General features: G+C 65.6%; 23 protein-coding genes and 1 pseudogene. 10 read left to right on the top strand and 14 right to left on the bottom strand.

Annotated features, from left to right (window positions below; genetic code table 11):
* Window positions 1–6: 6 nt before the first annotated feature.
* The 3 genes from ASF32_RS12170 to ASF32_RS12180 all read right to left on the bottom strand — a co-directional run bounded on the left by ASF32_RS12170 (window position 7) and on the right by ASF32_RS12180 (window position 3942).
* The gene (locus tag ASF32_RS12170; protein ID WP_056428708.1) at window positions 7–1542 is read right to left on the bottom strand and encodes a GMC family oxidoreductase; all 1536 of its coding nucleotides are present in this window, start codon (window positions 1540–1542) and stop codon (window positions 7–9) included.
* Window positions 1543–1553: 11 nt separating this feature from the next.
* Complete coding sequence (locus tag ASF32_RS12175; RefSeq protein WP_082490411.1) at window positions 1554–3044, bottom strand: alpha/beta hydrolase; 1491 nt, start codon at window positions 3042–3044, stop codon at window positions 1554–1556.
* A 169-nt stretch (window positions 3045–3213) separates the two neighbouring features.
* Window positions 3214–3942 carry a DUF4239 domain-containing protein gene (locus ASF32_RS12180; protein WP_056428398.1) on the bottom strand — a complete coding sequence of 243 codons (729 nt, stop codon included), beginning with the start codon at window positions 3940–3942 and terminating at the stop codon, window positions 3214–3216.
* Window positions 3943–4248: 306 nt separating this feature from the next.
* Here ASF32_RS12180 and ASF32_RS12185 point away from each other — a divergent pair, with 306 nt between their 5' ends.
* Both ASF32_RS12185 and ASF32_RS12190 read left to right on the top strand, forming a co-directional pair.
* Entirely contained in the window at window positions 4249–5358 is a 1110-nt protein-coding gene (locus ASF32_RS12185; protein WP_056428401.1) for an HWE histidine kinase domain-containing protein, read from the top strand.
* The gene (locus tag ASF32_RS12190) at window positions 5355–5807 is read left to right on the top strand and encodes a response regulator (protein WP_056428404.1); all 453 of its coding nucleotides are present in this window, start codon (window positions 5355–5357) and stop codon (window positions 5805–5807) included. Before ASF32_RS12185 ends, ASF32_RS12190 begins: the two co-directional genes overlap by 4 nt.
* Before the next feature lie 48 nt (window positions 5808–5855).
* Here the strand turns inward: ASF32_RS12190 and ASF32_RS12195 are convergent, their stop codons facing one another.
* The 5 genes from ASF32_RS12195 to ASF32_RS12215 form a co-directional block, all read right to left on the bottom strand.
* Window positions 5856–8609, bottom strand: coding sequence for a PAS domain-containing protein (locus tag ASF32_RS12195; RefSeq protein ID WP_056428406.1), 2754 nt, complete (start codon window positions 8607–8609; stop codon window positions 5856–5858).
* 236 nt (window positions 8610–8845) lie between these two features.
* Window positions 8846–10144, bottom strand: a complete 1299-nt coding sequence (gene glnT, locus ASF32_RS12200; RefSeq protein ID WP_056428409.1) for a type III glutamate--ammonia ligase — start codon at window positions 10142–10144, stop codon at window positions 8846–8848.
* An 83-nt stretch (window positions 10145–10227) separates the two neighbouring features.
* Window positions 10228–11589, bottom strand: a complete 1362-nt coding sequence (locus ASF32_RS12205; RefSeq protein WP_056428413.1) for an FMN-binding glutamate synthase family protein — start codon at window positions 11587–11589, stop codon at window positions 10228–10230.
* On the bottom strand, window positions 11589–12278 hold the full coding sequence (locus tag ASF32_RS12210; RefSeq protein ID WP_056428416.1) for a protein glxC: 690 nt from the start codon (window positions 12276–12278) through the stop codon (window positions 11589–11591). Before ASF32_RS12210 ends, ASF32_RS12205 begins: the two co-directional genes overlap by 1 nt.
* Window positions 12278–13171 (bottom strand): glutamine amidotransferase family protein, encoded by an 894-nt coding sequence (locus ASF32_RS12215; RefSeq protein WP_056428419.1) that lies wholly within the window; start codon window positions 13169–13171, stop codon window positions 12278–12280. Before ASF32_RS12215 ends, ASF32_RS12210 begins: the two co-directional genes overlap by 1 nt.
* Window positions 13172–13810: 639 nt before the next feature.
* Between ASF32_RS12215 and ASF32_RS12220 the strand changes: the two genes are divergently transcribed.
* The 7 genes from ASF32_RS12220 to ASF32_RS12245 all read left to right on the top strand — a co-directional run bounded on the left by ASF32_RS12220 (window position 13811) and on the right by ASF32_RS12245 (window position 18124).
* Entirely contained in the window at window positions 13811–14113 is a 303-nt protein-coding gene (locus ASF32_RS12220) for a hypothetical protein (protein WP_244478164.1), read from the top strand.
* The gene (locus ASF32_RS12225) at window positions 14110–14520 is read left to right on the top strand and encodes a hypothetical protein (protein ID WP_056428422.1); all 411 of its coding nucleotides are present in this window, start codon (window positions 14110–14112) and stop codon (window positions 14518–14520) included. Before ASF32_RS12220 ends, ASF32_RS12225 begins: the two co-directional genes overlap by 4 nt.
* 55 nt (window positions 14521–14575) lie before the next feature.
* A complete protein-coding gene (locus ASF32_RS25940; protein WP_200919106.1) occupies window positions 14576–14746 on the top strand; it encodes a hypothetical protein in 171 nt (56 codons plus the stop codon).
* Window positions 14747–14799: 53 nt separating this feature from the next.
* Window positions 14800–16203 (top strand): amino acid permease, encoded by a 1404-nt coding sequence (locus ASF32_RS12230; RefSeq protein ID WP_056428714.1) that lies wholly within the window; start codon window positions 14800–14802, stop codon window positions 16201–16203.
* A 7-nt stretch (window positions 16204–16210) separates the two neighbouring features.
* Window positions 16211–16903: a hypothetical protein gene (locus tag ASF32_RS12235; RefSeq protein WP_056428424.1), complete on the top strand. Its 693-nt coding sequence runs from the start codon at window positions 16211–16213 to the stop codon at window positions 16901–16903.
* Complete coding sequence (locus ASF32_RS12240) at window positions 16866–17177, top strand: hypothetical protein (RefSeq protein ID WP_244483629.1); 312 nt, start codon at window positions 16866–16868, stop codon at window positions 17175–17177. The genes ASF32_RS12235 and ASF32_RS12240 overlap by 38 nt, the downstream gene beginning before the upstream one ends.
* A gap of 341 nt (window positions 17178–17518) precedes the next feature.
* Complete coding sequence (locus ASF32_RS12245) at window positions 17519–18124, top strand: XRE family transcriptional regulator (protein WP_056428433.1); 606 nt, start codon at window positions 17519–17521, stop codon at window positions 18122–18124.
* 30 nt (window positions 18125–18154) lie between these two features.
* Here the strand turns inward: ASF32_RS12245 and ASF32_RS12250 are convergent, their stop codons facing one another.
* From ASF32_RS12250 to ASF32_RS12265, 4 genes are read right to left on the bottom strand one after another with little or no spacing between them, the layout of a single operon-like run.
* The gene (locus tag ASF32_RS12250; protein WP_056428436.1) at window positions 18155–18772 is read right to left on the bottom strand and encodes a sarcosine oxidase subunit gamma family protein; all 618 of its coding nucleotides are present in this window, start codon (window positions 18770–18772) and stop codon (window positions 18155–18157) included.
* Complete coding sequence (locus ASF32_RS12255; protein ID WP_056428440.1) at window positions 18765–21803, bottom strand: sarcosine oxidase subunit alpha family protein; 3039 nt, start codon at window positions 21801–21803, stop codon at window positions 18765–18767. Before ASF32_RS12255 ends, ASF32_RS12250 begins: the two co-directional genes overlap by 8 nt.
* Window positions 21800–22087: a sarcosine oxidase subunit delta gene (locus ASF32_RS12260; protein ID WP_056428443.1), complete on the bottom strand. Its 288-nt coding sequence runs from the start codon at window positions 22085–22087 to the stop codon at window positions 21800–21802. The genes ASF32_RS12255 and ASF32_RS12260 overlap by 4 nt, the downstream gene beginning before the upstream one ends.
* 30 nt (window positions 22088–22117) lie before the next feature.
* Window positions 22118–23368 carry a sarcosine oxidase subunit beta family protein gene (locus ASF32_RS12265; protein ID WP_056428446.1) on the bottom strand — a complete coding sequence of 417 codons (1251 nt, stop codon included), beginning with the start codon at window positions 23366–23368 and terminating at the stop codon, window positions 22118–22120.
* 231 nt (window positions 23369–23599) lie between these two features.
* Between ASF32_RS12265 and ASF32_RS12270 the strand changes: the two genes are divergently transcribed.
* Window positions 23600–24505: a GlxA family transcriptional regulator gene (locus ASF32_RS12270; RefSeq protein ID WP_244483637.1), complete on the top strand. Its 906-nt coding sequence runs from the start codon at window positions 23600–23602 to the stop codon at window positions 24503–24505.
* Window positions 24506–24565: 60 nt separating this feature from the next.
* Here ASF32_RS12270 and ASF32_RS12275 read toward each other — a convergent pair.
* A pseudogene (locus tag ASF32_RS12275) lies at window positions 24566–24820 on the bottom strand (hypothetical protein); the annotation flags it as partial.
* Window positions 24821–25335: 515 nt separating this feature from the next.
* Window positions 25336–26031 (bottom strand): HAD family hydrolase, encoded by a 696-nt coding sequence (locus tag ASF32_RS12280; protein WP_056428456.1) that lies wholly within the window; start codon window positions 26029–26031, stop codon window positions 25336–25338.
* Window positions 26032–26049: the final 18 nt, after the last annotated feature.

Genomic DNA, 26049 nt, shown 5'->3' on the forward strand with positions numbered 1-26049 from the left:
GAATCCTCAGGAGGGATGCCCGAGGAACGCCTCGGCCGAGCGGAGGGCCAGCGCCATGATGGTCAGGGCCGGATTGGCGGCCAGCGAACTCGGGAAGGTCGATCCGTCGCTGATCCAGAGGTTCGGAATCTCGAAGCTCCGGCCATGGGGATCGACCACGGCGCTGTCGCCATCCATGCCCATCCGGCAGGTGCCGATCGTGTGCGCGACGCGCTCCAGCACCCAGATGTCGGAGGCGCCGGCGGCTTCCCAGATCGCCTTCATGGTCCGCGTCGCATGGGCGTTCAGCCGATCCTCGTTGGAGGAATAGCCGAAATCGATCTGCGCCTTGCGCATCCCGAACGCGTCCACCTCGTCGGCGAGGACCAGCACGTTGGCGTCGCAGGGCAGGGTCTCACCGTTGATCCCGATGCCCGCCATGTGGTTGTAACGATTGAGATGTTCGGTCAGCGCCCGCCCCCAAAGGCCGCGCCCCCGCGCCACCGAGTTGCCCCAGGTGACCGGCAGGACGCCGAGACTCTGCATCAGGTAGCCGCCCGCGAAATCCGCATCATCGGGCCGGACCATGTCCTCGCTGATGAGCGACGAGGGATAGCCGCGGTTCATCCGCATCTCGGCTTCGAACGTCCCCCAGACTTGTGTCGCCACATGGCCCATATAGTTGCGGCCGACCTGACCGCTGCCGTTGGCGAGCCCGAGATGCAGGAGGAGCCGAGGCGTCTCCACGGCCCCGGCGCAGAGGTAGACTGCCGCGCAACGCTGCCGATGATCGATGCCGCCATGCCGGTAGATCACCGACGTGATCCGGCCCTCACGGTCGCGCTCGAGCCCGTGCACGCGACAATCGGGGCGGATTTCCGCGCCATTGGAGACCGCATGCGGCAGGTAGGTCACATCCATGCTGGTCTTGGCGCCGGTGCGACAGCCCTGGTGGCAGTAGCCGCAACTGATGCAGCCTCGTCGCAGGCCGCCGCCCTCCTGGGAGAAGTCGCGCGAGACGACGGCCGCAGGCGAGTCGGCGGTTCGAATGCCGAGCCGGTCGCAGGCTTGGCCCATCACCTGCGCCGGCGCATTGCGCGGGACCGGTGAGAGAGGATAGCGCCGGCCGGGATCCCAGGGGTACTGGGAGGAGCCGGACACGCCGATAAACGCCTCGACGCGCTCATAGAATGGTAGCAGGTCGTCGTAATCGAGCGGCCAATCCACGCCCATCCCGGTCTCGGAGTGAAGACGCAGGTCGCGCTCGTCGGCGCGCGGCGTGAAAGCCCCCCAATGCAGGGTGGAGCCACCAACCCCGGTCCCGCTGTTGTTGGCGCCGAAGGCCTCCGGTGTCGAACCGCCGCTGAGGCGCTCCTCGGTCCAGTAGATCTCATCCGCGAGCGTTTCGTCGAACGCGAACTGCGTAGGATCGAAATTCGGCCCCGCCTCCAGGGCGACGACGGTGAGCCCTGCCGCTGCGAGACGGGCGAGCACGGGCGCACCGCCCGCCCCCGTGCCGATCACGACCACATCGACGATGTCATCGGTTGCGTAGCGACGCATCGCATCGAGCTTCACAGACCGATCTCCCCGCCGGTCTTACCCAGGGCGGCAGATTCCCATGGTTCAGGGTCACCGATCCCCACCCGTACGAAGCCGGGCATACGATCGGTGTCGTCGCCACCCGCACCGATCCCGCCGAAGCCGATCCGCGCGAGGCTGGCGGGATGGGCCAGATAGATCCGTACCGCGTCACTGCGCAGATCCTCGAACCACAGGCTCATTCTTTCGGCGTCGAACCCCTGCCTCGGTTCTTCGGGCGAGAGCCGCTCGCCGGCTGAGGCCGCGTGCAGGAGGGCGTCCTGATCGGCCCCGCCGAGGGACAGAAAACCCGTTTCATGGACGGATCTCGCGGCGGCATCGAGCATGCTCAGCGCGATACGATAGGCCTCGCCGTCCTCCGGCAGCTTGGCGAAGCGCCAACCATCCCCGGTTCCAGCAGCGAGCCGGGCCTCGATCCGCGCAGCGATGTCGATCCGGCCGGCATCGCCCTGCGGGAGCACCCGGTCGAGGACGGCGCGAAGGAGGGCGAGTTCCATCGGATCGAACCATGTGGACCGGTACTCCGAAGCATCGGGCTCGGCGCGAGCGAGGAGCGCCGCCCTCAGACGGCTATTCACCCGCTCGGAATCGATCAGCGCGCGGTAGGGCTGCGGCACCTCCGGTGAGGTAGACCGTCGCGCCGCCCCCTCCGCAACGAGATCTGTAATCAGCTCGGCCACCGCCTCCGGTCGCTCCAGGGGCAGGAGATGTCCTGCACCGTCGAGGGCAACGAGCCGGCCGGATGCCAGGTGAGGAAGCGTCAGTGCCTCCTGCGCTGTAGCGCCGAGATCGGCATCCTCGGTTCCGCCCACGACCACGGCCGGTATGCGCAGGATGCCGATCCGGCGGCTCCAATCCTCTCGGGAGCCGTCGCGAAGCCATGCCGTCCAGGCGGCGGGAGCAGCACGCAGCACATCCTCGATCGCCCGGGTTCGACGCGGTTCGTCGAGGCGCGCACCGGTATTCTGGTCGATGAACTCTCCTGCCTTGCGACGGCGGGTCTCCGCATCCGCGGAAATCCAGTCCAACATCTCCTGCCGCTTGTCGTCGGACATCGGCTCGGGACTCGGTGGCGAACCGCCGAGAAGAACCAGCCCGGCGAGCCCCGCCAGATCCGGCGCCCCGTCCTCGGCGCGCCGGGCGAGGGCCAGGGCCACCTTGGCGCCCATGCTATGTCCGGCGAGATACCATCGTTCTCCGGGATCGGCGGCCGTAATGCGGGCGGCCACATAATCCGCCATCGCATCCACCGTGTAGCCCGGGACGTCAGCCGCATCTCCGAACCCCGGTAGGTCGAGCGCGACCAGACGAACGACGCCATCGAGACAGGCTGCGACCGGCCCCCATTCCCGCGCGCTTCCGCCGAGGAAATGCAGGCAGACCAAAGTGGATGGGCCGCCAGTACCCAGGCCCGGGATGACCGGGGCAGCGGCGGTGGTATTGGAAGCGGGACGATTTGGCATCAGCCCGAACTCGGGCGCGTGCCCTCCCGATCAAGGGCTTAATCCCCCACCGGGCTTGCGGCATGGCGTCCGTCCACTCCGATCCGCATCGTGAGCGTCAGGGGGCCGACCCCTCTCTCAATCCCGATCTCAGTTCGAGGAAAGGGGCCTCCGAGATGGAATCGTAGCCCTAATACGGCCAGTCGATGGCGACGATCATCGTCATGGCCAGAGCGATGGAGAAGGACAGGAGGCAGCTCATCAAGAGATGAGCCGTGAAATTTTCGACGCCGAACAGGACGGCGAAAGCGATCATCGAGATCGAGCCGAGAAGCACGACGGCCCAGACGATCCGGTCGACGCCATTGATGGCCAGATCGCTTCGTCCGCGATGGAGATCGTAGAGATCGTCGATGTGCTTGCGAAAGTCCTTCACCGTGAGAACGTCCGCCAGATCCTTCAGCGGCAGCGCTGCAGCATCGAGCCATAGGCAGTGGAGCACCCGAGTTGCTGCGACGGGCCGGGCCTCCCGTCTCATCTGGGGCCACTCCTCCTCGATCACCACCTGAACGTCAGTCGCCAGATGAGCACGGATGGCAGCACGGTTCGGTTCGGGAAGGGTCGTCACCTCCCGCGCCAGTCTCGCGACTTTATCCGCCTCCTCGAAAACGAGGGTTTCGGCACGGTCCTTCCGCGTCATGACGGTGATCGCCAGGGAAGAGATCAAGATCGCGTAGATGACACCGACGACGGCGATGAAGAAGCCGGCGATATCGTTGTGGGACCGCCGACGATCCTTCTTCCAAACCCTGTCGACCATCAGGAGGGCCGACACCGTGCCACCCACGGAGATGGAACTGATGATGCAGGCCATCTGCCAGATCGGCGCGCCATAGAGGAAATTGACGAGATCCATCATGTTCCGAGCCAGCGGTCTCGCATCGGCACGACGTCGCCCTGGCAAAGTGACATTCCGGCAAGTTCCGGATTCGGCAGTGGCTCAAACGGGGGCTCACCTGCCCATGCGCACATCGACTGTGCAACCGAATGCGGTTGGGCGGAACAAACCCGCGCTCCTCGCACTTTCGCCTGTCGTCCCTTGAGGTTTTCAAGGATTTCAAGGATTTCGAGGATAGCCGGATACCCCTCGCCGGACCATGGCGAACCCGTTAAGATCTTGCGGCGCACCATCGGGTGTTGCCCATCTTCGCAGAGAGCCCGCTCCGTGCCGACCCGGCCGCCCTTCCTGTCCTCCGCCGAAGCATCGACATCCCTGCCGACGTTGCGCCGCGGCTCGCAGCTGCACGAGACCGAGCGCCGTCTGAACGCTGTGCTGAACAATGCGTCGGTGGCCATCTTCCTGATGGATGACAGGCAGCACTGCGTCTACATGAACCGCGCCGCCGAACTGCTCACCGGCTTCACCGTCGGGGAAGTGCTCGCGCGCGATTGCCCGCTTCACGACATCGTCCACCACACCTATCCCGACGGCCGCCCGTTCCCGCTGGAGGAATGCGCCATCGACCGTGCCTTCCCGGAGAACAACCAGGAGCGCGGCGAAGAGGTGTTCGTCCACAAGGACGGGCATTTCTACCCTGTCGGGTTCACCGCGAGCCCGATCCGTGACGACGCCGCCAAAATTATCGGCACGATCATCGAGGTCCGCGACATCACCGAGGAGAAGGCGGCAGCCGAGCGGCAGCGGCTGCTGACCAACGAACTGAACCACCGGGTGAAGAACACGCTGGCCACCGTCCAGTCCATCGCGGCGCAGACCTTCCGCGCCATTTCCGACCAGCCGGCCCGCGCCGTATTCGACGCTCGTGTCACGGCCTTGTCGAACGCTCACAACGTCCTGACCGAATCCAACTGGGAGAGCGCCAGCCTCATCGGCGTCGTCGAGCGGGCGATCGCGCCCCACGCGGTGGCGGAGGCCGACGCGAACCGGTTCCAGATCACCGGCCCGGATACCCGTCTTCATCCCAAGGTAGCCGTGACGCTGGCCATGGCGTTGCACGAGCTGATGACGAACGCCGCCAAGTTCGGTGCTCTTTCCGTGCCCGAGGGCAGGGTCACCGTCGTTTGGACGCTGAAACCCGATGGGGCGCGCGAGCGCCTTTCCCTCACCTGGACGGAGACGGGTGGCCCGGAAGTGGCTCCCCCGACGCGCAGGGGTTTCGGTTCCCGTCTTGTCGAGCGACAATTGCCCTTGGAGTTCGACGGCAACGCCGCGATCGATTTCGCACCAACCGGAGTTGTCTGTCGCCTCGATATCCCGCTGACGCCCTTGGGCTGGCATGGGCAGGAGATCGTGACGGGGCGACCCGGCTCATGAGCATGCTCGAGGGGCGCCGCGTCCTGCTGGTGGAAGACGAAAGCCTGGTGGCGATGCTCGCCGAGGACATGCTGCTCGATCTCGGCTGCGAGGTCGTGATCGCCATGCGCCTCGAACAGGCGTTGAGGAACCTGCAAGCGGAGACATTCGATCTCGCTGTCCTGGACGTGAATCTCGGCGACGCGCGCAGTTATCCCGTAGCCGACAAGCTGTTCGAGCGCTGCATCCCGTTCCTCTTCGCCACAGGCTACGGGGCGGCCGGAGTCGAGCCCGCCTATCGCACCGTCCCGGTGATGCAGAAGCCCTACCAGAAGGACGACCTGGAGACGCTGTTGCAGCATCTTCTGACCTGCGAGACGTCGCAGCGGAAGACCGAAGCCGGATCGTTCGGTTGCAGTTGCACGCCCCACTTCAATGGGTCTGGCCGGAATCAGATCCGGGCAGACTGACCCCCGGTTCCAACCTCCTAGCGCGCGTCGGTGCGCGATGCCGGCCGCCTAGTGGAAATCGGGCGGGGTATCGACGGCTTGCAAACCCTTCAATGAAGCTTCGAGCGTGCAGACCACGCCGGACATGCGGTAATCGAGGGAAACCTCACCGCCGAAATTGCCGGCCAAGCCGCGCGATATCAGCCGCGTGCCGAACCCCGTCCGCGTCGGCGGCTGCACTGGAGGCCCGCCGGCTTCGACCCAGCGCAGCAGCACCCGGTCGCTGCCGTCGCTCTCATGCGGGCGGATCTCCCAGACGATGGTGATGCTGCCCTTCTCGGCGGAGAGCGCGCCGTATTTGGCTGCGTTCGTCGCGAGTTCGTGGAGGATGAGAGCGAGCGACATCGCGGCCTTGGCGCCGACATTCAGCGCGGGTCCACGAACGGCGAACCGGTCCGGCTTGTCCTTGTGAGGCTCCAGCGTGCTCTCGATCAGCGTCTTGAGGGGCGTATCGCCGAGCGAGCCGCCGAGGAGCAGGTCGTGGGATTTGCCGAGAGCGATCAGACGACCCGCCAGCACGTCCTTCGCGGTGGCGATGTCGGTGGCGTTGCGCATGGTCTGCGTGGCGATGGATTGCACCATCGCCAGCATGTTCTTCATGCGATGGCTGAGTTCGAGGTTGAGCACGCGCTGCTGCGCTTCCGCCTCGATCCGCGCGATCGCAGCGCGGGTCCGGTCGGCGACGTTGCGGACGAAACCGATTTCCTCGGTCGTCCAGGAATGGGGCACGTCCTTGGCCGCGTACAGCAAGGCCATGAAACGTCCGTGCTCCATGACGGGCAAGTTCAAGAGCGATCGGATGCTAATGGGGATGAGCGAGGCTGCATCCGCCACCGTTCGCGGATCTGAGGTGACATCCTCAATCAGGACTGTCCCGCCGGTCTTCAGCTCATCGATGTACGAGCCGTATTCCCGGAAGTGATGAAGTCCGTCGATACGGGGAATATTCTGGGCGGACCAGCCCCGGCCGATGAGGATGGTCTCGCGATCCTGGTCCACCGCGCCGTAGCCGGCATGGGACAGTCCGAGGGTACGGCCAACGATCTCGGCCGCGGTGAAGGAGATCGTGACAGGATCGCTCAAATGGCGAAGGCGGTCACCGAGTTCCGCGATGGCGAGGCGGCGGGTCTCGTTCTGTGCGCGTTCGGTGACATCGAGAAAGAGACAACTGAAGCGCTGGTCGCTCTCATGGCCAGCTCGAACCTCGAAGCTGCGGTCGAGAGCGGCGACCGTGATCTCGAACAGGGTTGGCTCGCCCGTATCGACGACGGTCGCATAGCGGTCGATCACCCATTGCTCGATATCGGGCACGAGTTCGCGGATGGTCCGGCCGACACTGTCATCGGGAAGGCCCGATTGCCGAGCAAAAGCCTGGTTGATCTCCAGGAATCGGTAATCCAGCGGCCGTCCCGCCGCGTCGCGGATAAGCTCGGCAAGAAAGAAGCCTTCCTGCATGCTGGTAAACAGGCCGCGCCAGCGTGCCTCGCTGGCGCTGATCAGCTGCTCGGCATTCTTTTGGACGGTGATGTCGCGCGAGACCGACAGCAAACGCTCCGGCTGCCCTTCGGCGTCGAGGATCGGCGTAACCTGCACATCCCACCACCGGAGATTTCCCGCCATGGTGTTGGCGAGGCCCTGGAAATGGCCCGTGCGCCCGGCCTTGGCGGCAGCGACAGCCTCCCGAGCCTGGATGTGACCTTGATCTTGCCAGAAATCGGGCCAGGGACAGTTCTTGATCGCGTTGAAGTCGCTGACTTCCATCACGCGCATCCCGCCTTCGCTCATGAAGGTGAGCCTCGTGTCGAGGTCCAGGACCTTGATGCAATCGGCCGAGGAGGCCAGGACGCTGCGCATGAACTCGGCGTCGTTGTGCTGCTTCTGGCTCGCGAGACGCTGTTCCGTGCGATCCCGCAGGATCTTGATGAAGCCCTCGGGATTCCCGTCTTCGTTCCTCAGCGGCATCATCTCGCCGAGCCCCCAGAACAGGGACCCATCCTTCCGCTTGTGCCAGCGCTCGTCGCTGGCCCGGCCATGCATCAGCGCCGCTCCCATCTCCTGCTCGGGCAAGCCGTTCTCGACGTCCTCCACTGTGAAGAAGACATGGGCGTACTCGCCGCACATCTCCGCCTCGGTCCAGCCGAGGACGCGCTCCGCCCCGGTGTTCCAGCTCGTGACCTGGCCGGACAGGTCCATCGAGATGATGCCGTAATCGACAGCGCTCTCCAGGATCGCCTTGTTGAGCCGGTCGCTCTCGCGCCGGTCCTGTAGGGCCCGCCGTAGATCGAGGAGGGCCATCACCTGCTTGGCCAGCGTGCGCAGGATGAGCATCTGCGCTGGGGTGAGGCTGTTCGGCTTGGTGTCGAGGACGCACAGCGTTCCGAGGGTCACGCCGTCCGCCGTCTGCAGCGGTACGCCAGCATAGAAGCGAACGTGCGAATCGCCGGTAACAAGCGGGTTCGTGGCGGTCCGCTCGTCGCGGGTCGTGTCGGAAATCTCGAACACCGCGTCCTGTTCACGGACGGCATAGCGGCAGATCGAGGAAGAGATCGGAGTCTCCCTCTGGCCGAAACCGGTCTCGGCCTTGAACCATTGCCGTTCGCCATCGAGCAGGGAAATCAACGAGATCGGCACATTGCAGGCCGCCGACGCCGCTTTCACGATATCGTCGAAATCAGCCTCGGCCTCGGTATCGAGGATGCCATAGCGTGCGAGGGCCGCACGACGGTGGGCCTCGATGCCCGCACTGTTGTCGTCGTGGTCCACAGAGCTTTCCTGCCCGCATTCGTCTTATTCGGACCGAAAAGCCGAGATCCGCCGGTTCATGCGCCGAAATTCCAAGACGGGCAACCGGCTGCGATATGTCCCTCACCATGCTTATCATCAAGAGCGATCCAGGTCGAAAGCGGCGCAGGACGGCCGCTCTCGGACGACGGTTGGGTCGAGGAGCGAAACGACACCTCGCACTCATGGGCTCCCGGAAACCGGCCGGGAGCCTTCCGTCAGCAGTCGAGCGTGGTGTCGCGCTCCCACTGCGTCAGATGGCGCGAATAGGCGTTCCATTCCTCGGTCTTGAGCTTGAGGTAGCTGGGCACGAAGCTGCCGAGGGATTGAGCGAGGACGTCCGACTGTTCGAGCGCCCGCATGGCGTCGAGCATGTTGAGCGGCAGGCGCTTGACGCCCTCGACCATGTGACCGTCCGTGTACATGTTGATGTCGAGCCGCTTGCCCGGATCGCGCCGGTTGCGCAGGCCATCGAGGCCGGCAGCGAGGAGACCTGCCTGGAGCAGGTAAGGGTTCGCGGCGCCGTCGGCGAGACGGAACTCGAAGCGCCCGCCATCGGGGATGCGGATCATGTGGGTGCGGTTGTTACCCGTATAGGTCACCGTATTGGGGGCCCAGGTCGCGCCGGATGTGGTGCGCGGGGCGTTGATGCGCTTGTAGGAATTGACGCAAGGGTTGGTGATGGCAGCGAGCGCATCGGCCGAGTGAATCAGGCCGCCGATGAAGTGGTAGCCCTCCCGCGACATCCCGATCTCGTCCGACGGATCGGAGAAGACGTTGCGCTCCCCGTTCCACAGTGAGACGTGGGCGTGGCAGCCGGAGCCGGTCAGGTCCATGAAGGGCTTGGGCATGAAGGTCGCCCGAAGTCCGTGCTTCTCGGCGATCGAGCGGGTCATGTACTTGAAGAAAGCGTGCCGGTCGGCCGTGACGAGGGCGTCGTCGTAGTCCCAATTCATCTCGAACTGGCCGTTCGCGTCCTCATGGTCGTTCTGGTACGGCTTCCACCCGAGGGTCAGCATCGCATCGCAGATCTCGGTGATCACGTCGTAGCGGCGCATGAGGGCCGACTGGTCGTAACAGGGCTTCATCTGCCGGTCGGCCATATCGGCGGGTTCGGAACCGTCGGGCGTGATCAGGAAGAACTCGCACTCGACGCCGGTCTTCATCTGAAGGCCGTCCCGCGCCGCGTCCTTGATGAGACGCTTGAGGATGTTGCGCGGCCCCTGCTCCACGGGCTTGCCGCCCATGACGAGATCGGCGGGCAACCAGCCGACCTCAGGCTTCCAGGGTAACTGGATCAGGCCCGCCGCATCGGGGACGGCCAGGAGGTCGGCATCGGCCGGGCTCATGTCGAGCCATGTGGCGAAGCCTGCGAACCCCGCGCCGTTCCGACAGGTGCTGGCGATGGCGGCGGCCGGGACGAGCTTGGCGCGCTGGGTTCCGAACAGGTCCGTGTAGGATACGAGGAAATACTTGATGCCACGCTCTTTTGCGACGGCTTCGAGATCCGGGGTCATGGCGTCACCCTGCGTTGCGTCGTGCGGCCGATCGCGGCCATGCGGTGGAGAAAAGGCCGCCCTTCAGGGGCGGCCTTGCGTGGTCAGAAGCCGGTCTTTCCGGGAATCCAGCTGGTGCCGGCCATCGGAACCTGCGCCATGGCGGCAGCCTCGATGGTGAGCGCCACGAGGTCTTCGGGTTCGAGGTTGTGCAGGTGGCTCTTGCCGCAGGCACGCGCGATGGTCTGCGCTTCCAGCGTCATCACCGCGAGGTAATTGGCGAGACGCCGGCCAGCCAGAACCGGATCGAGGCGCTTGGCCAGTTCGGGATCCTGCGTCGTGATGCCGGCGGGATCCTTGCCCTCGTGCCAGTCGTCATAAGCGCCGGCGGTGGTGCCGAGGGCCTGGTAATCGGCCTCCCAGCGTGGATCGTTGTCGCCGAGCGCGATGAGCGCCGCCGTGCCGATGGCGACGGCATCCGCGCCCAGGGCCAGAGCCTTGGCCACATCGGCTCCAGAGCGGACACCGCCCGAGACGACGAGTTGCACCTTCCGGTGCAGACCGAGATCCTGCAGCGCCTGCACCGCGGGGCGGATCGCCGCCAGGATCGGAATGCCCACATGCTCGATGAACACGTCCTGCGTCGCGGCTGTCCCGCCCTGCATGCCGTCGAGGACAACCACGTCGGCGCCGGACTTGGCGGCGAGCGCTGTGTCGTAATAGGGCCGCGAGGCGCCGACCTTCACGTAGATCGGCTTCTCACCATCGGTGATCTCGCGCAGTTCCTCGATCTTGATCTCGAGATCGTCCGGCCCGGTCCAATCCGGGTGGCGGCAGGCCGAGCGCTGGTCGACGCCCGGGGGCAGGCAGCGCATGCCCGCGACACGCTCGGTGATCTTCTGGCCGAGCAGCATGCCGCCGCCGCCGGGCTTGGCGCCCTGGCCGATGACGATCTCGATCGCGTCCGCCTTCCGCAAGTCGTCCGGGTTCATGCCGTAGCGCGAGGGCAGGTACTGATAGACCAACGTCTGAGAATGCCCGCGCTCCTCCTGCGTCATGCCGCCGTCGCCGGTGGTGGTCGAGGTGCCGGCGAGCGTGGCTCCGCGCCCGAGGGCTTCCTTGGCCTGGGCGGAGAGCGAGCCGAAGCTCATTCCAGCGATGGTAATCGGTGTCTTGAGGTGGATCGGCTTCGAAGCGAAACGCGCGCCCAGCACCACCTCGGTGCCACAGCGTTCGCGGTACCCCTCCAATGGGTAGCGACTGATGGAGGCGCCGAGGAACAGGAGGTCGTCGAAATGCGGCAGCTTGCGCTTCGCCCCGGCCCCCCGGATGTCATAGATGCCGGTGGCGGCGGCGCGGCGGATCTCGGACATCACGTCAGGCGTGTAGGTCGCCGAAAAGCGGGGCTTGGTGCGCGGCAAGGGGCGCGCATCCTTGAGGGTCGGGTCCTTGGGAGTCTCGGCCATCAGTAGGCTCCGGCGTTGTCGACGTTGAAATGATAGAGGCGGCGCGCGGAGCCGTAGCGCCGGAATTCCGACGGGCTCACCTCGCCCGCCAGTCCGGCGGCCTTGAGCTTGGCGTAAAGCTGTTCGCGGTGCTCGTCGCGCATCTCCTTCTCGATGCAATCGGCACCCAGACTCTTGACCGAGCCGCGCACGTAGAGCCGCGCTTCGTAGAGGGAATCGCCCAAAGCCTCGCCGGCATCGCCCAGAACGGTCAGGGTTCCGGCCTGGGCCATGAAGGCCGACATGTGGCCGATCGAGCCCTTCACGACGATATCGACGCCCTTCATCGAGATGCCGCAGCGAGCCCCTGCATTGCCGTCGATCACCAGCAGGCCGCCATGAGCCGTGGCGCCGGCCGACTGGCTGGCATCGCCGCGCACATGGACGAAGCCCGACATCATGTTCTCGGCGACACCCACGCCCGCATTGCCGTTGATCACGACGCTGGCGAGCTTATTCATGCCGGCGCAGTAATAGCCGACATTCCCCTCGATCTCGACGGAGATCGGCGCATCGAGGCCCACCGCTATGGCGTGGCGACCATCCGGACCGGTGATGGTCCAATGGGTCTCGTTGGTGTCGGGGCGCAGGGCGTGTAATGCCCGGTTGAGGTCGCGCAGGGGCGCCTGGTTGAGATCGTAGGACGACATCAGTGACGCTCCCAGGCGTAGACCTTGGCGGGTTCGGGCTCGAAGACGCGGGCGGAGGCGATGCCGGGCAGCCCCACGAGGGCCCGGTATTCGGAGCCGAACGCCACGTAATCGTCGGTCTCGGCCATCACCGCAGGCTTGCAGGCGATCGGATCGCGCACGACGGCGAAGCCCGTCTCGGTCCCGACCACGAAAGTGAAGAAACCGTCGAGATCCGACAGGCTCGATTCCAGGGCCTGCTGGAGGGACGCCCCCTCGCGCATGCGCCAACTCAGGTAGCCGGCGGCGACCTCGGTGTCGTTCTTGGTAGCGAAGGTGAGCCCCTCGCGCTCGAGGCGGCGGCGCATGTCGTTGTGGTTAGACAGCGAGCCGTTATGGACCAGGCATTCGTCGATGCCGGTAGAGAACGGGTGCGCGCCATTGGTGGTGACCGCGCTCTCCGTGGCCATGCGCGTATGACCAATCCCGTGGGTGCCGGTCATGCCGGCGAGATCGAACCGCTCGGCCACGGAGGCCGGTAGCCCGACCTCCTTGTAGATCTCCATGCGCCGGCCGGCGCTGACCACGTCGATGCCGGGCGCCTCCTTCTTGAGCCACGCGCGGATCCGCCCCTCGCGCTCGGCGGGCACGGAAATGACGGTATGAGTGTCGCGTTCAATCTTGTCGAAGGTGAACGTGAAAGCCTCTTCCAGACCGGAGATCGCCTTCCGCAGCGCTGCCTGATCCGCACCACGAAGGGTGAGCTTCACGCCGTCACTGTCCGATCCGTAAACGGCGAAGCCAGCACTATCGGGACCGCGATCCGTCATGGTCGCGAGCATCTTGGACAGAAGCGAGCCAAGCTGCGGCTCAAGCTTTGAGTTCTTCAAGTACAACCCGACTATACCGCACATCGCACTTTCCCGCTTCCACCGAGCATGTTGATCGTTGCTCTCACATTCCAACCGACCCGTCAACTATCGGTCACAAAAAATTCTTCCGGGGAAATATTGGGGTGACCGATCATCTGCCGCCCGAACAGAGGCGCCTTTCTGTGAGGCACGTTGTGAAAAGGACAAATGCTCGCAGCGAGATTCGCCTGGCCAGCACAGCGCCCTGCAAGTTTACCGCTCTGAAGAACTGTATCGCTGAGAACAAGGCGTCGTTACGATACGCCTATCCTCGTCAAATAGGTTCGACGCAACCTGTAGCGACGAGAACACCCGCTCGCCGGAACGACGAAAAATTCCCTTCAAGAAATAGGGTTTCGCGAAAAGCGTGAGGCCGTCAAGTCCTGACGAACGGAGAATGTGTCCCTTCATCATAAGAGAAAGTGATGGCTCACGAGCGAGTGACGAGGTCACCGCCCACCCCTCTCCACCATCAAGCGACGGCTGAGAAACAGTTGACTCTCTCAAGGGACAGGCAAGAAAGTTCAATACGCGTGCACTGCGCCACCAATTTAGGCATTGACAAGGGCCTATTCTCGGCAGGATCTTTCCAGAAAGGAACCCTGGGTTCTCAAAAAGAAAATTTATGAAGGAGGACATGCCGTGAATCAGGATCCCCGCATCTCGTCCATGTTCAGACGCGACAGCGCAGCCGCCGCGTTCGCCGTGGTCGCGGTCTGGCTGATCTATGCCTTCACGTTCTGGAGCATGTGGAAAGCTTTCGAGAGCACCAACCTGCTCATTCCGATGGCGATCCTTGGCGCCATCGTGCTCTTCCTTAACACAGCATCCACCTTCGCGATGATCCGTCACTACAGTGAAGACAAGTCCGCAATCTACGGCACCGACATCTATTATCTTGACCAGATCCGCAAAGCGCGGCAGCACAAAGGAGCAACCGAATGAAAAAGGTTCCCTACGAGCCGCCGAGTCAGCCGATCATCGGGCAGATTTTCGATGCGATCCTGATGCTCATCCTTGTGTTCATCACACTCTACCTGCCGCTTTGGCTCAAACTGGCCGGCGGCGGCACGACCACGACGGAATATCCGAATCCATCCTGGGAATCACTGGGACAGAACGCGGTTATGGCGGCTCAGTGGGAGAAGCTGGGCATCGCGCCAGAGAAGGCCGCGACGATCATCGGGACCCGATTCGACTATAACTTCAACTGGACGGCCCTGGCATTCACGGCGCTGATCATCGTGGCCTACTTCGTCTTCATGTTCCGCTACTCTGACCATGAGTACCGCGAAGTCATCGCCGAGCGCTTCAGCGACGATGACCCGAGTAAGACAGTAGAGCCTCGCTGAGCCTCATTGGCCGCGGTCACAGTCAGCCCGTTCATTTCCTACGAGGATATCCGTCATGGTCGAGATCATGAACTGGAGTGCCTGGGCGATCGCCGGAGCCCTTGCGCTCTGGATGGCCGTCGATCTGGTGCGCACCAACCGAGCCTTCGGAGAGGACTACCTCCTCTCGTCCGAGGAGGGCGAGATCGTTGATGCCGATGTCGGCGAACAGGCAGCGAGGTCGTGATGCAGGATGTTCAGATCGCCACTCCGCCTGGATTCCAGCCCCCGAAAGTCTCGCTGCCAGACGTGTCGTCAGTATCGGCCGCTGTGCCCGCCAGGAAGATCGCGCTCTTGCGCGTGCTCGGGCCCGGCCATGTTTGGGCGCTCGGCGTCGGGATCGTGCTGGTGGGCGAGTTCATGGGTTGGAACTTCGCCGTCGGGAAGGGGGGGCCGGTCGCGGCGCTGACCGCCTGCTGGCTCGCCGGGATACTCTACACCTGCGTGGCCATGATCGATTCCGAGATTACCTCCACGGTGGCCGCCGCGGGCGGCCAGTACGCGCAGGCCAAGCACATCATCGGGCCGCTCGCGGCCTTCAATGTCGGCCTCTACCTTGTGATGGCCTACACGATGCTCGAGGTCTCGAACGCCATCGTGACCGGGGATCTGATCGAAGCGTTCATGGCCAATCTCGGCGTCGCGGGCACCGTCGACAAGCGCGCGTTCATGGTGCTCACCATCGTGGCCCTCGCCTTCCTGAACTATCGCGGCGTGCTCGCATCGTTGACGATGAACCTGCTGATCACGGCCGCTGCCTTCCTCGCCATCGTGGTGCTCTTCGTGGCGACCCAACCCTGGGCGCCGGGCGCAGTGCTGCAGCACGATGCCCTCTTGGTCGGCCTGCCCTACGGGAATCTCGGCATCCTCGCCGCCATGCATTTCGGCCTGTGGTTCTACCTCGGCATTGAGGGAACGACGCAGGCCGCGGAGGAGGTGCGCTCGCCCGCCCGTGCCCTGCCGCTGGGCACCATGACGGGGATGATGACCCTCCTGATCGCCGCGACGGCCACCTGGTACGTCTGCTCTGGGCTGATGCCCTGGGAATATCTCGGCCAGGCCGTGACGCCGCTCTACGATGCCGGGCGTCTCACGGGGAATCGCTGGCTCGAAGTGTTTCTGTTCTTCGGCACCCTGTTCGCCACCGTCGCCTCGGCCAATGGCTGCATCAACGACGCCTCGCGGGCCTGGTTCGCCATGGGGCGCGACCGTTACATGCCGGCCTGGTTCGGTGCGGTGCACCCCGCCTACCACACCCCTTACCGGTCGATCGTCTTCTTCGTGCCGGTGGCGATCATGTTCGCGGTCTCGACGCCGCTCGACCAGACCATCACCTTCTCGATCCTATCCGGGCTGCTCGGCTACACGCTGATGGCGCTCTCCATCGTGCTGTTCAGGCGGAAATGGCCTCTGGGCACCATTCAGAGAGGCTACGTCCATCCGCTCCATCCGCTGCCGTGTCTGCTGCTTCTGCTTCTGTGCAGCGTCACCTACGTCGCGGTGTTTCTCGGCTACGGGACGCAGCTCGTTGCGATGATGACCTTCTACATCATCGCCTCCGCCTGGTTCGTGCTGCACCGCTACAAGTATGTCAGGCGCGGCGACCAGTTCACGATGCACTGGCCAAAGCCGCGCGGCTATTGAGGCCGGAATGATCGACCTCCTCGTCCTCCCGATGCTGGGTGCCGCCGGCTACGCGCTCTACCGGCGCGGCCGGACGGCCTCGGCGGAACGGGCCGGAATGCTCCGACCCTGCGAAGACCTTCTGGCGAAGCCGGTCCATGGCCGCGACCCGACGGGCTTCGGAACTCTCGCGGGCCGGTTCCTGGACATGCCGGTCGAGATCAGGGTCATCCCGGAAGCCCTTGCCTTCCGGCGCCTTCCGCAGCTCTGGCTCAGCGTCTCGGTGCATCATGCGACAGGCGTTCGCGGCACGATCGACATCCTCAGGCGCGTGGTGGGTGCCGAATTCTATGCCCCGGCGGACAATCTCCCGGCGCGCTACAATGTGCCGGAAGGCTGGCCGGGCGAGACGCTGGTGCGGGGATCGCTCGGTGCCGCCCCCCTCCTTGCCCGTGCCTCCGGCACAATCGCGACCATTCTCGCCGAGCCACGCGTGAAGGAAGTGCTGCTCACGCCTCGGGGGATCCGGATCGTCAGCCAGCTCTGCCAGGGCGAACGCGGTGCCTACCTGCTCCTGCGCGAGAACCGTTTCCCCATGACGCAGATCGGTCCGGAGCAGTTGCGGCCTCTGCTCGCCCAAGCAACCGGCCTCGTCCGGAGCCTTACCGGAGAAGATGCAGTCCATGGATCCGAAGAAGCCCATGCGCGCGCCGCAGCCTAACCCCTATCTGGTCCTCGCGGCCGCCATCCTGCTGCCGGGCATGGGCCATGTGCTGCTCGGAAAGGCACAACGCGGCTTGGGATTCGCGTTCTTTACTCTGGTGGGGGCGTGGCTGACCACGAAATTCGCGTCGCCGGATGTGGATGTCATCGGTCGTCACGCCGCCGGCGTGTTCGTCTGGGCACTCTCGATCCCCGACGCTTACCGGATCGCGCGCCTGGGTGCGGTGACATCCTATGGTTCCACGTCACGCCCGACCACTTCGGCATCCTGACCCACGGCCTGTGCGGGCGATCGTCCGGAAACGGGCGCCCGCCTTCACTCGAGGCAGGCTGGACGTCTTCCCCGAAGCAACGCGTCTGCTCGCACACCATCTTTTTTACACGGACGGGTTTCGCGGTTCGGCGCGCCTGATCGGCTGATGTGTCGGGCAAAGGAACCAACCGCACAGATTCCGCCATCGACAATCATGAGTCGGATCGCCTCACCGGCAATCGCGCAATCTGTTCGATGCGGTATTCCGGTGTTAGACGTGAATCTTGTGCCGACATGATGGCTCTTGAGCCCCGCGTCGTGCTCGATGCGTGTTGCGATGAGGGCGAGATCAGAAACCGGATGCTGAACACCGCCTCTAACGCACCGGTGGACGACAAGCGCACACTCGAGCGGGCACTTGGCCACCAGATCCGCCTGTTCCGGCGCGAGCGCGACCTCTCTGTAGCCGATCTCGGCACGGCGGCCGGGATATCACCCGGCATGATCTCCAAAATGGAGAACGGGCAGATTTCGCCGTCGCTGTCGTCGATCAACGCTGTGGCGAAGGCGTTGAACGTGCCCATCACCGTGTTGTTCTCGGCCTTCGAGGAGAGCCGCGACTGCTCCTTCGTCAAGCGCGGACAGGGCGTCGTCATCGAACGGCGCGGCACGAAGGCCGGGCATCTCTACGAACTGCTCGGGGCGGGCCTGCGCGGCGAGATCGTCGTCGAGCCCTATCTCATCACCCTGGAGAACGATGCCGAGTCCTATACGGAGTTTCGGCATGGCGGCACCGAGTTCATCTACATGCTGACCGGCGAAGTCATCTATCGCCATGACAAGCACGATTACATGCTGCAGCCAGGGGACTCGCTCCTGTTCGATTCGGCGGCCTCGCATGGGCCGGCCAAACTGATTAAGACCCCGATGACCTACCTGTCGGTCATCATCTACCCGCGCAGCTGAAGCATCCGGCCGGGGAACAGCCGGCTCCGCTCACGGCGCCGCGTTGCGAACGTCGTAGCCGAACTCAGCCGCGGCATGGCTCAGCCACGACCAGACGCTGCCGGCGAAGCTGCGCGCCACGGCGAGGTCGTAGATGGGGGCTGCGTCCCGCTGCCAGATCTGCGCGCCCATATGCGCAAGGGCGGTGACGGCGACCTGCCCCGGCTGGAAGGCACGGGGATGAAGGTCGATGGCGAGGCCCTTGGCGAGGAACGCCCGGGCGTCCGGCCCGGACACGCGGACGATCGCCCGGGCGTCGCTCTGGTCGGTGACCGCGGCAATACCCTGCAACGCCTCGCCGAGGCCCGCCATCTCCTGGCGCGTCTCGAAGAGAGCGAGCCATTGATCCGGTCCGGACCAGACCAATCCCCGCTCTCCCGTGAGGCTGGCAGTCCCCGTATCGGGCAGCGACCAGCCGAAGCGCTCGCCCAGAACCTGCTGCAGGGCGTCGGTCCGGCCCTTCACCGCGATCACGGTGGCAAGCCCGAATTCGTCGCGCAGGGTCAGGGTGAGACCGGGCTCGCCGCCCGGGCGGCCGTGCCGACCGACCGGCGCGATCCCCGCCCAGGCGCTCCTCGGCCGCCATGTCGTCTCGATAACATCAGACACGCAGCTTCTCCTCTTTCGGGTCGACGAAGACCGGTGAGCAGATCTCGACTTCGACATCCCCGTCGCGCACCGGATCGTAGGCGCGCACGCGCGTCCCATGGCGCTCGGCGCCGCGCCGGATCAACCCGAGCCCGATCCAGTGCCCGAGGCTCGGCGAATAGGCGACGGAGGTCATGACACCCTCATCGGCCGCGAGGCTCGGGGCGGCGCCGACGGCGAGGAACCGTGCCCCCGCGCGCAGGCGCTGGCTGCGGTCGACCGGGCGGAACCCCACGAGGATCGGCCGCTCGGGATCGACGAGGGCCGGGCGCTCCTTCATCACGCGGCCGATATAGTCCTTCTTTTTGGCGAGCATGCCGCCGAGGCCGATGTCGCGCGCCGTCGTCTGGCCGTTGATCTCGGCACCGGCCGCGTGGCCCTTCTCGATGCGCATCACCGAGAGCGCCTCCGAGCCGTAGGCCGTGATGCCGTGGGCCGAGCCGGCCGTCATGACCGCACGCCACGCGGCGTCGCCATAGGCGGCCGGCACAGCCAGTTCGTAGGCGAGTTCGCCCGAGAACGAGATGCGGAACAGCCGCGCGGGGATGCCCCCTCCGACCGTGATGTCGGCACAGGCCAGGAAGGGGAAGGCCTCGTTCGACAGGTCGAATCCGGGATCGACGATGCCCCGCAACGTGTCGCGAGCGCGCGGTCCGGCTACCGCATATTGCGCCCATTGCTCGCTCACAGAGACCATCTGCACGTCGAGCTCAGGCCACAGCCATTGGTGGCAGAATTCCAAGTGCTGCATGACCTTGGCAGCGTTGGCCGTGGAGGCCGTCATCACAAAATGGCTCTCGCCCAGCCGCGCGATGGTGCCATCGTCCAGGACGAAGCCGTCCTCACGTAGAAGTACGGCGTAGCGCGCCTTGCCCACGGGTAGCGTGCCGAACGGATTGGCGCAGACCCGCTCGATGAGAGCGAGGGCGTCCCGGCCCTGGATGTCGATCTTGCCCAACGTCGTCACGTCGCAGATGCCGACATGGGCGCGCACGGTATTCACCTCGCGATTGACCGTTTCCAGCCAGTCGCTCTCGCCGGCCTTGGGGAAATAGGCCGGACGAAGCCACAGGCCGGTCTCCACGAAGACCGCGCCCTGCTCCTCGCACCAGGCATGCGATGGGACATGCCGGGTCGCGCGGAAATCCTTGCCCCGGTGATGCCCGGCGAAAGCGCCGATGGCGACGGGGGTGAAGGGCGGCCGGAACATCGTGGTGCCGACGCTCGCGACCGGCTGGCCGGTGAGCTCCGCCATGATGCCGAGCCCGGCGAGGTTCGAGGTCTTGCCCTGGTCGGTGGCCATGCCGAGGGTGGTGTAGCGCTTCAGGAGCTCCACCGCGCGAAAGCCCTCGCGATGGGCGAGCTCCACATCGGAGGCGGCCACGTCGTTCTGGAAATCGACGAAGGCCTTGCCCCTCGATACCGGCACGCGCCACAGCGGCGTATGGGCGATGCTCTCGGGATCGGTCTTCGGGGTCTCGGGCGCGGCGCCGGCGAATCCGCAGGCTGAGGCGGCCTCCGCACCGGCCCGGCCGCCGGTCTCCAGGCAGGAGATAAGGGTGAAGGCCCCGCTCGACGCCCCGACGGCCACCATGCCCGAGGGAAGCGCACCCGGCACGAAGGCGTGGATCGCCTCGTCCCAGACCGGTCGCCGCGACAGATGCGAATCTAGATGCACGATCGGATTCCAGCCATTGGCCATGGCGAGGCAGTCGCAGGCGATGGTCTGGCGGCTGCCATAGGTGTCCACCACCTCGATCGCCTCCAGGCCGAGATGCCCCTTCGTACCGGTGACGTAGCCATCACAGATCACCTGCGCGCCGACGGCCTCGGCCGCCCGGCGCAGCTCGGCCGGCACCGATGCGCGGGAATCGATCACGGCCACCACCTGTCCGCCCGCCGCGGCGACATCGGCCACGGTGCGCCAGCCGTCATCGCCCGAGGTGAAGATTGCGACGGCCCGGCCCGGGAGCACGCCGTATCGGTTGAGGTAGGTCCGCACCGCGCCGGCCAGCATCACGCCGGGCCGGTCGTTGCCGCCGAAGACGTGAGGGCGCTCGATGGCTCCGGCAGCGAGAATGGCTTGCTTTGCCGTGATCCGCCACAGGCGCTGGCGCGGCGCATGGACGGGGGGCACGGCGAGATGATCGCCGACGCGCTCGACCGCCCCGTAGGCTCCGTGATCGTAGACCCCGAACAGGGTGGTCCGGCTCAGAATGCGCACCTCCGGCATGCTCGCCAGTTCGGCGAGGGTGTCCGTGGCCCAGTCCGCACCGGATCGGCCGGCGATCTCGCGCCGGTCGGCAAGCAGGCGCCCGCCCGTCCGGTGATCCTCGTCGACGAGGATGACACGCGCGCCCGACCGTCCGGCGGCCAGGGCTGCGGCGAGCCCAGCCGGTCCGGCCCCGATGACCAGCACGTCGCAGAACGCGAAGGCCTTGTCGTAAGTATCGGGATCCGGCGCATGGGCGGCCCGGCCGAGGCCGGCGGCGCGGCGGATCATCGGCTCGTAGAGCTTCTCCCAGAGAGCGGCCGGCCACATGAAGGTCTTGTAGTAGAACCCCGCCGCGAAGACCGGCGCCGCCAGGGCGTTGACCGAGAGGGCGTCGTATTTCAGCGACGGCCAGCGATTCTGGCTCGACGCCTCAAGCCCCTCGTAGAGTTCGGCCACGGTGGCGCGGGTGTTCGGCTCCCGGCGTGCGCCCGAACGCAGTTCGACGAGGGCGTTAGGCTCTTCCGAACCGGCGGTGAGGATGCCGCGCGGGCGGTGGTACTTGAACGACCGGGCGACGAGGCGCACGCCGTTGGCCAACAGCGCCGAGGCCAGGGTATCGCCCTGAAAACCGCTGTAGCGCTGGCCGTCGAAGGTGAAGTCCAGGGGGCGGCGCCGGTCGATCATGCCGCCGGTCGCGGTACGAAAGCCCTGCCCAACGGCCGTTGCCGGGGAGGCGCCGCTGGGGGAGGCGGTATCCCGAAGGGTGAGCGTGGTCATGCGACCTCTCCTGTCCGACGGCTCAGCGCGACCTCGCGGGCGGAGGACACCCCGGTGATCTCGTGGGTGCGCGTGTCTCGATCGACCACGAGCCAGGAGCGGCAGCCGGCGCCGTGATACCAGAGCTCGCGATGGGGGCCGGCCGGGTTGTCACGCAGGTAGACGTAGTCGTGCATGGCGGCGGGAGGCGCTTCCATGCCGTCGGGCCGGATCGGCGCGGCGTCGCCGAGATAGCTGAACTCGCCGTTGTCGCGGGGCCCGCAATGGGGGCATCGGATACGCATGATCGTCGTTCCCTCAATCCAGATCCGCGCTCAATGCAGGTTCGGTTGGGCGCCCATGCCCTTCTCGTCGATGAGATGGCCGGTGGCGAAACGGTCGAGCCGGTAGGCGGCGGCGTCCCCATGCGACGTGTCGCGGGCGATGAGATGGGCAAAACAGAACCCCGCCGCCGGGGTCGCCTTGAAGCCGCCGTAACACCAGCCCGCATTGAGATAGAGACCGTCGACGGGAGTACGGTCGATGATCGGGCTGCCATCCATGGACATGTCCATGATCCCGCCCCAGTGCCGCAGCAGCCGCAGGCGCCCGAGGCCTGGCCACAAGGCCATGCCGCCCTCCATCACGTCCTCGATCGTCGCGAGGTTGCCGCGCTGGGCGTAGGAATTGTAGCCGTCGATGTCGCCGCCGAAGACGAGGCCGCCCTTGTCCGACTGGCTGACGTAGAAATGTCCGGCCCCGAAGGTCATCACCGTGTCGATGAGAGGCTTCACGCCCTCGCTGACGAAGGCCTGGAGCACGTGGCTCTCGATCGGCAGGCGCAGATCGGCCATGGAGGCCAGCAGCGATGTCGAGCCCGCCACCGAGAGCGCAACCTTCTTCGCCCGGATGAAGCCACGGCTCGTCTCGACCCCGACCACCCGCCCATTCTCGCGGCGGATGCCGGTGACGGCGCAGTTCTGGACTATGTCGACGCCCCGGTCACTGGCCGCGCGGGCATAGCCCCAGGCCACGGCGTCGTGGCGCACGGTGCCGCCCCGACGCTGGAGGAGACCGCCCTTCACGGGAAAGCGCGCATTGTCGAAATCGATGAACGGCACCATTCCCCGAACCCCCTCGCGGTCGAGGAGTTCGGCATCGATACCCGCCATCCGCATGGCGTTGCCGCGCCGGGCATAGGCATCACGCTGCGCATCCGAATGGTAGAGATTCAGCACGCCGCGCTGGCTCACCATGGCGTTGTAGTTGATGTCCTGCTCCAGCCCCTCCCAGAGCTTCATCGACCGTTCGTAGAACGGGATGTTGCCGGCGAGCCCATAATTAGAGCGGACGATGGTGGTGTTGCGCCCGACATTGCCGGAGCCGACATGGCTCTTCTCCAGCACGGCGACGTTGGTGATGCCGTGCTCCTTGGCGAGATAATAGGCGGTCGCGAGACCGTGGCCGCCGCCACCGACGATGACGACATCATACTCGGCCTTGGGCGCGGCATCGCGCCATTGGGGCTTCCAATCACGCTGGCCACGCAGGGCCTGACCCAGGACGCTGAGGAGGGAATAGCGCATGGCGGGACATGCTCCGGGGCTGGTTGCGGCGTGTGTCACCTTGAGTAGCGTATCGCCGGCTAACGCCCCTTGCATTTTGCGACGTCATTCGGACAATTTGCGCAGAAATGAACGGCCGTCCTCTAGCGCCAAAGTCCCCGAATCTTGCCCGATCTCGCCCTTGACGCCACGGCATCGGAAAAGCCGGCGCCGCTGACCGTCGGCTTCATCTTGCTGCCGGGCTTTCCGCTCATGTCCTACGCGGCCGCGGTCGAGCCCATGCGGGCGGCCAACACCCTTCTGGAAAGCGAAGTCTACCGCTGGTGGCATGCGGCACCGGGCGGAGGCGCCGTCCAGGCTTCCAACGGAATTGCGATCCTGCCTGATGTCGATGTCGGCGACACCAAGCTCGACGCCGACCGTGTCTTCGTCTGTGCGGGGGGAAATCCCGCCGCCTTCGACGACCCAGCCCTGACCGCTTGGCTTCGCCATCTCGCCCGGCGGGGGATCACGCTCGGCGGCATTTCCGGAGGGCCTTACCTGCTCGCCCGTGCGGGTCTGCTGACGGGGCGCCGTTGCACGCTCCACTGGGAGCATGTTCCCGCCTTCGAGGAACGCTACCCGGATATCGAGGTCGTGCGCTCCCTCTTCGAGATCCAGGACGATCGGATCACCTGCTCGGGCGGCATCGCCGCCCTCGACCTGATGCTCAACCTGATCGAGCGCGACCACGGTCCGGGCCTCGCCAACGGCGTCAGCGACTGGTTTTTGCACAACCAGATTCGCGAGGGCCTGAGTCCGCAGAGGATGGACCTCCGCCTGCGGATCGGGGTGCGCGACCCGCGGCTGCTCCGGGTCCTCGCCGCGATGGAAGCCAATCTGGAAACGCCGCTCTCGCGGCAGGGACTGGCCGATCTCGCCCGCGTGTCGATCCGTCAGCTCGAGCTACTCTTCAGAAACCGGATCGGCATCAGTCTTCACCAGCATTATCTCGCCCTGCGGCTCGACCGGGCCCATCAGCTCCGCCGCGAGAGCGCGCTGAGCTCGGCGGATATCGCCATGGCGACGGGATTTGCCAATGCGGCCGAACTCGCCCGAGCCGAACGCCGGAGGCGCCTCAAGGCCACAACCCCGCCTAGCAAAACCGGCGAGGGGTGAGAGGGCCGTTCCGGGACGGGCGTCCGCGCCGGAACGGCCGCCTTCGAGGGGAACGAAGGCTCAGCGCCCGTACGCGGTCCGGTGGATGTCGAAGGCCGCGTCGGCCCGGACAGGATCGAGGCGGGGCGAGGCGGCGTTCCTGCGCGGCGCGCGACGAGCCGCGAAACGGTCCCGAGCCGCCTTGGCGGCCTTCTCGACGCTGGCGAAGACGAGCCCGTCGAGGGGGTCGAAATCACGGCCGGACGAGAAGAACCGGACGCCGCCCCGTTCGGGCACGGCGATTCCGGCCGTCACGTCGCCGATTTCGATCACCCGTGGCGGCGGGGCGGTATGAAGGCGGTTACGGGCACGGGCCTCGAGATGATCCGCCCGGGCATCAGGCGTGTGCAATCGGTTCAACGCCCTGTGGGCGTCGTCCTGGTGAAAGTGGGGCATGGTGTCGAAGTCTCCTGGCGCGGCCTAACGGCCATCTGCTGAAAGCAATCGGATCTGACGGGTGGGTCAGCATCGACAGCGGGAGCAGGCACAAAAGAGACTTTGGAACGAGGGTCGATCAGTCACGGCAAGTCATCCTTTCGATGAAGGACCACGAGGCGCGAGCGCTCCGCAGTGCTTTAGCGTTTGATGACGCGGCGCAAGCTACACACTTCAAATCACCGCGACGGACCAAGCCATCCGGTCTGGAGCCGCACCTCTAAAATGAGAGCAACACGTCGCTTCGTCAACGGATGCATCTTCCGAATGCATGCAGTCTTGTGGCAGGAATGACGCCTGGACCCACGAAGCGCAGGCGATTTCTTCGGAGGGTGGTTTTTTGGAGTGCGCCGCGGTCAAGCGGACGCGGCGGCCACGCGCCCGATCAGGCCGGCAAGGTCGCGATGATGCCCGTAGACCCGTTCAGCACCGGCCGCGATCAGGTCCGCTCCCGTGGAATCGTGCAGCCAATGCCCTCCGCCGGTGAAGCCCAGGACGCGCATCCCCGCGGCGCGCGCCGCCGTGACGCCAGGCACGCTATCCTCCACCACGAGGCATCGGCCAGGAGCGAAGCCCATCTCGGCAGCGGCAAGGAGGAACAGGTCGGGAGCCGGCTTGCCGCGGGAGACCATGGTCGCCGAGAAGATACGGCCCTCGAACAGGGGCAACAGGCCGGTGAGGCCGAGCGAATGGGCGAGCCGCGCCGGATCGCTGCTGGACGCGACGCAGCTCGGAAGCTCCAGTGACCGCACCGCCAGCGCGATCCCCTCCATGGCGCGCAGGTCGCGGTCGAAGGCGCGAAGGGTTTCGGCTTTCACCGCCTCGACGAAGCCGTCGGGCGCGGCGATCCCGTAATCGCGCTCGATATGCCCCATGATCGACGTCATGGATGTGCCGGCGAAGCGCTCCCTCACCGTATCCACATCGATGACCACTCCGATCCGATTGAGCCCGGCAGTCAGCGTCCCGAGACTCAGGGGCTCGCTATCGACCAGCACGCCGTCGCAATCGAAGATCACCAGTTCGGTGGGAGTTTCGGGCTCGGTCGGCAAAGCGCTGGTCCGCTGGAA

Origin of the sequence: Methylobacterium sp. Leaf91 (genome assembly GCF_001422815.1) — a bacterium.
Lineage (GTDB): Bacteria > Pseudomonadota > Alphaproteobacteria > Rhizobiales > Beijerinckiaceae > Methylobacterium.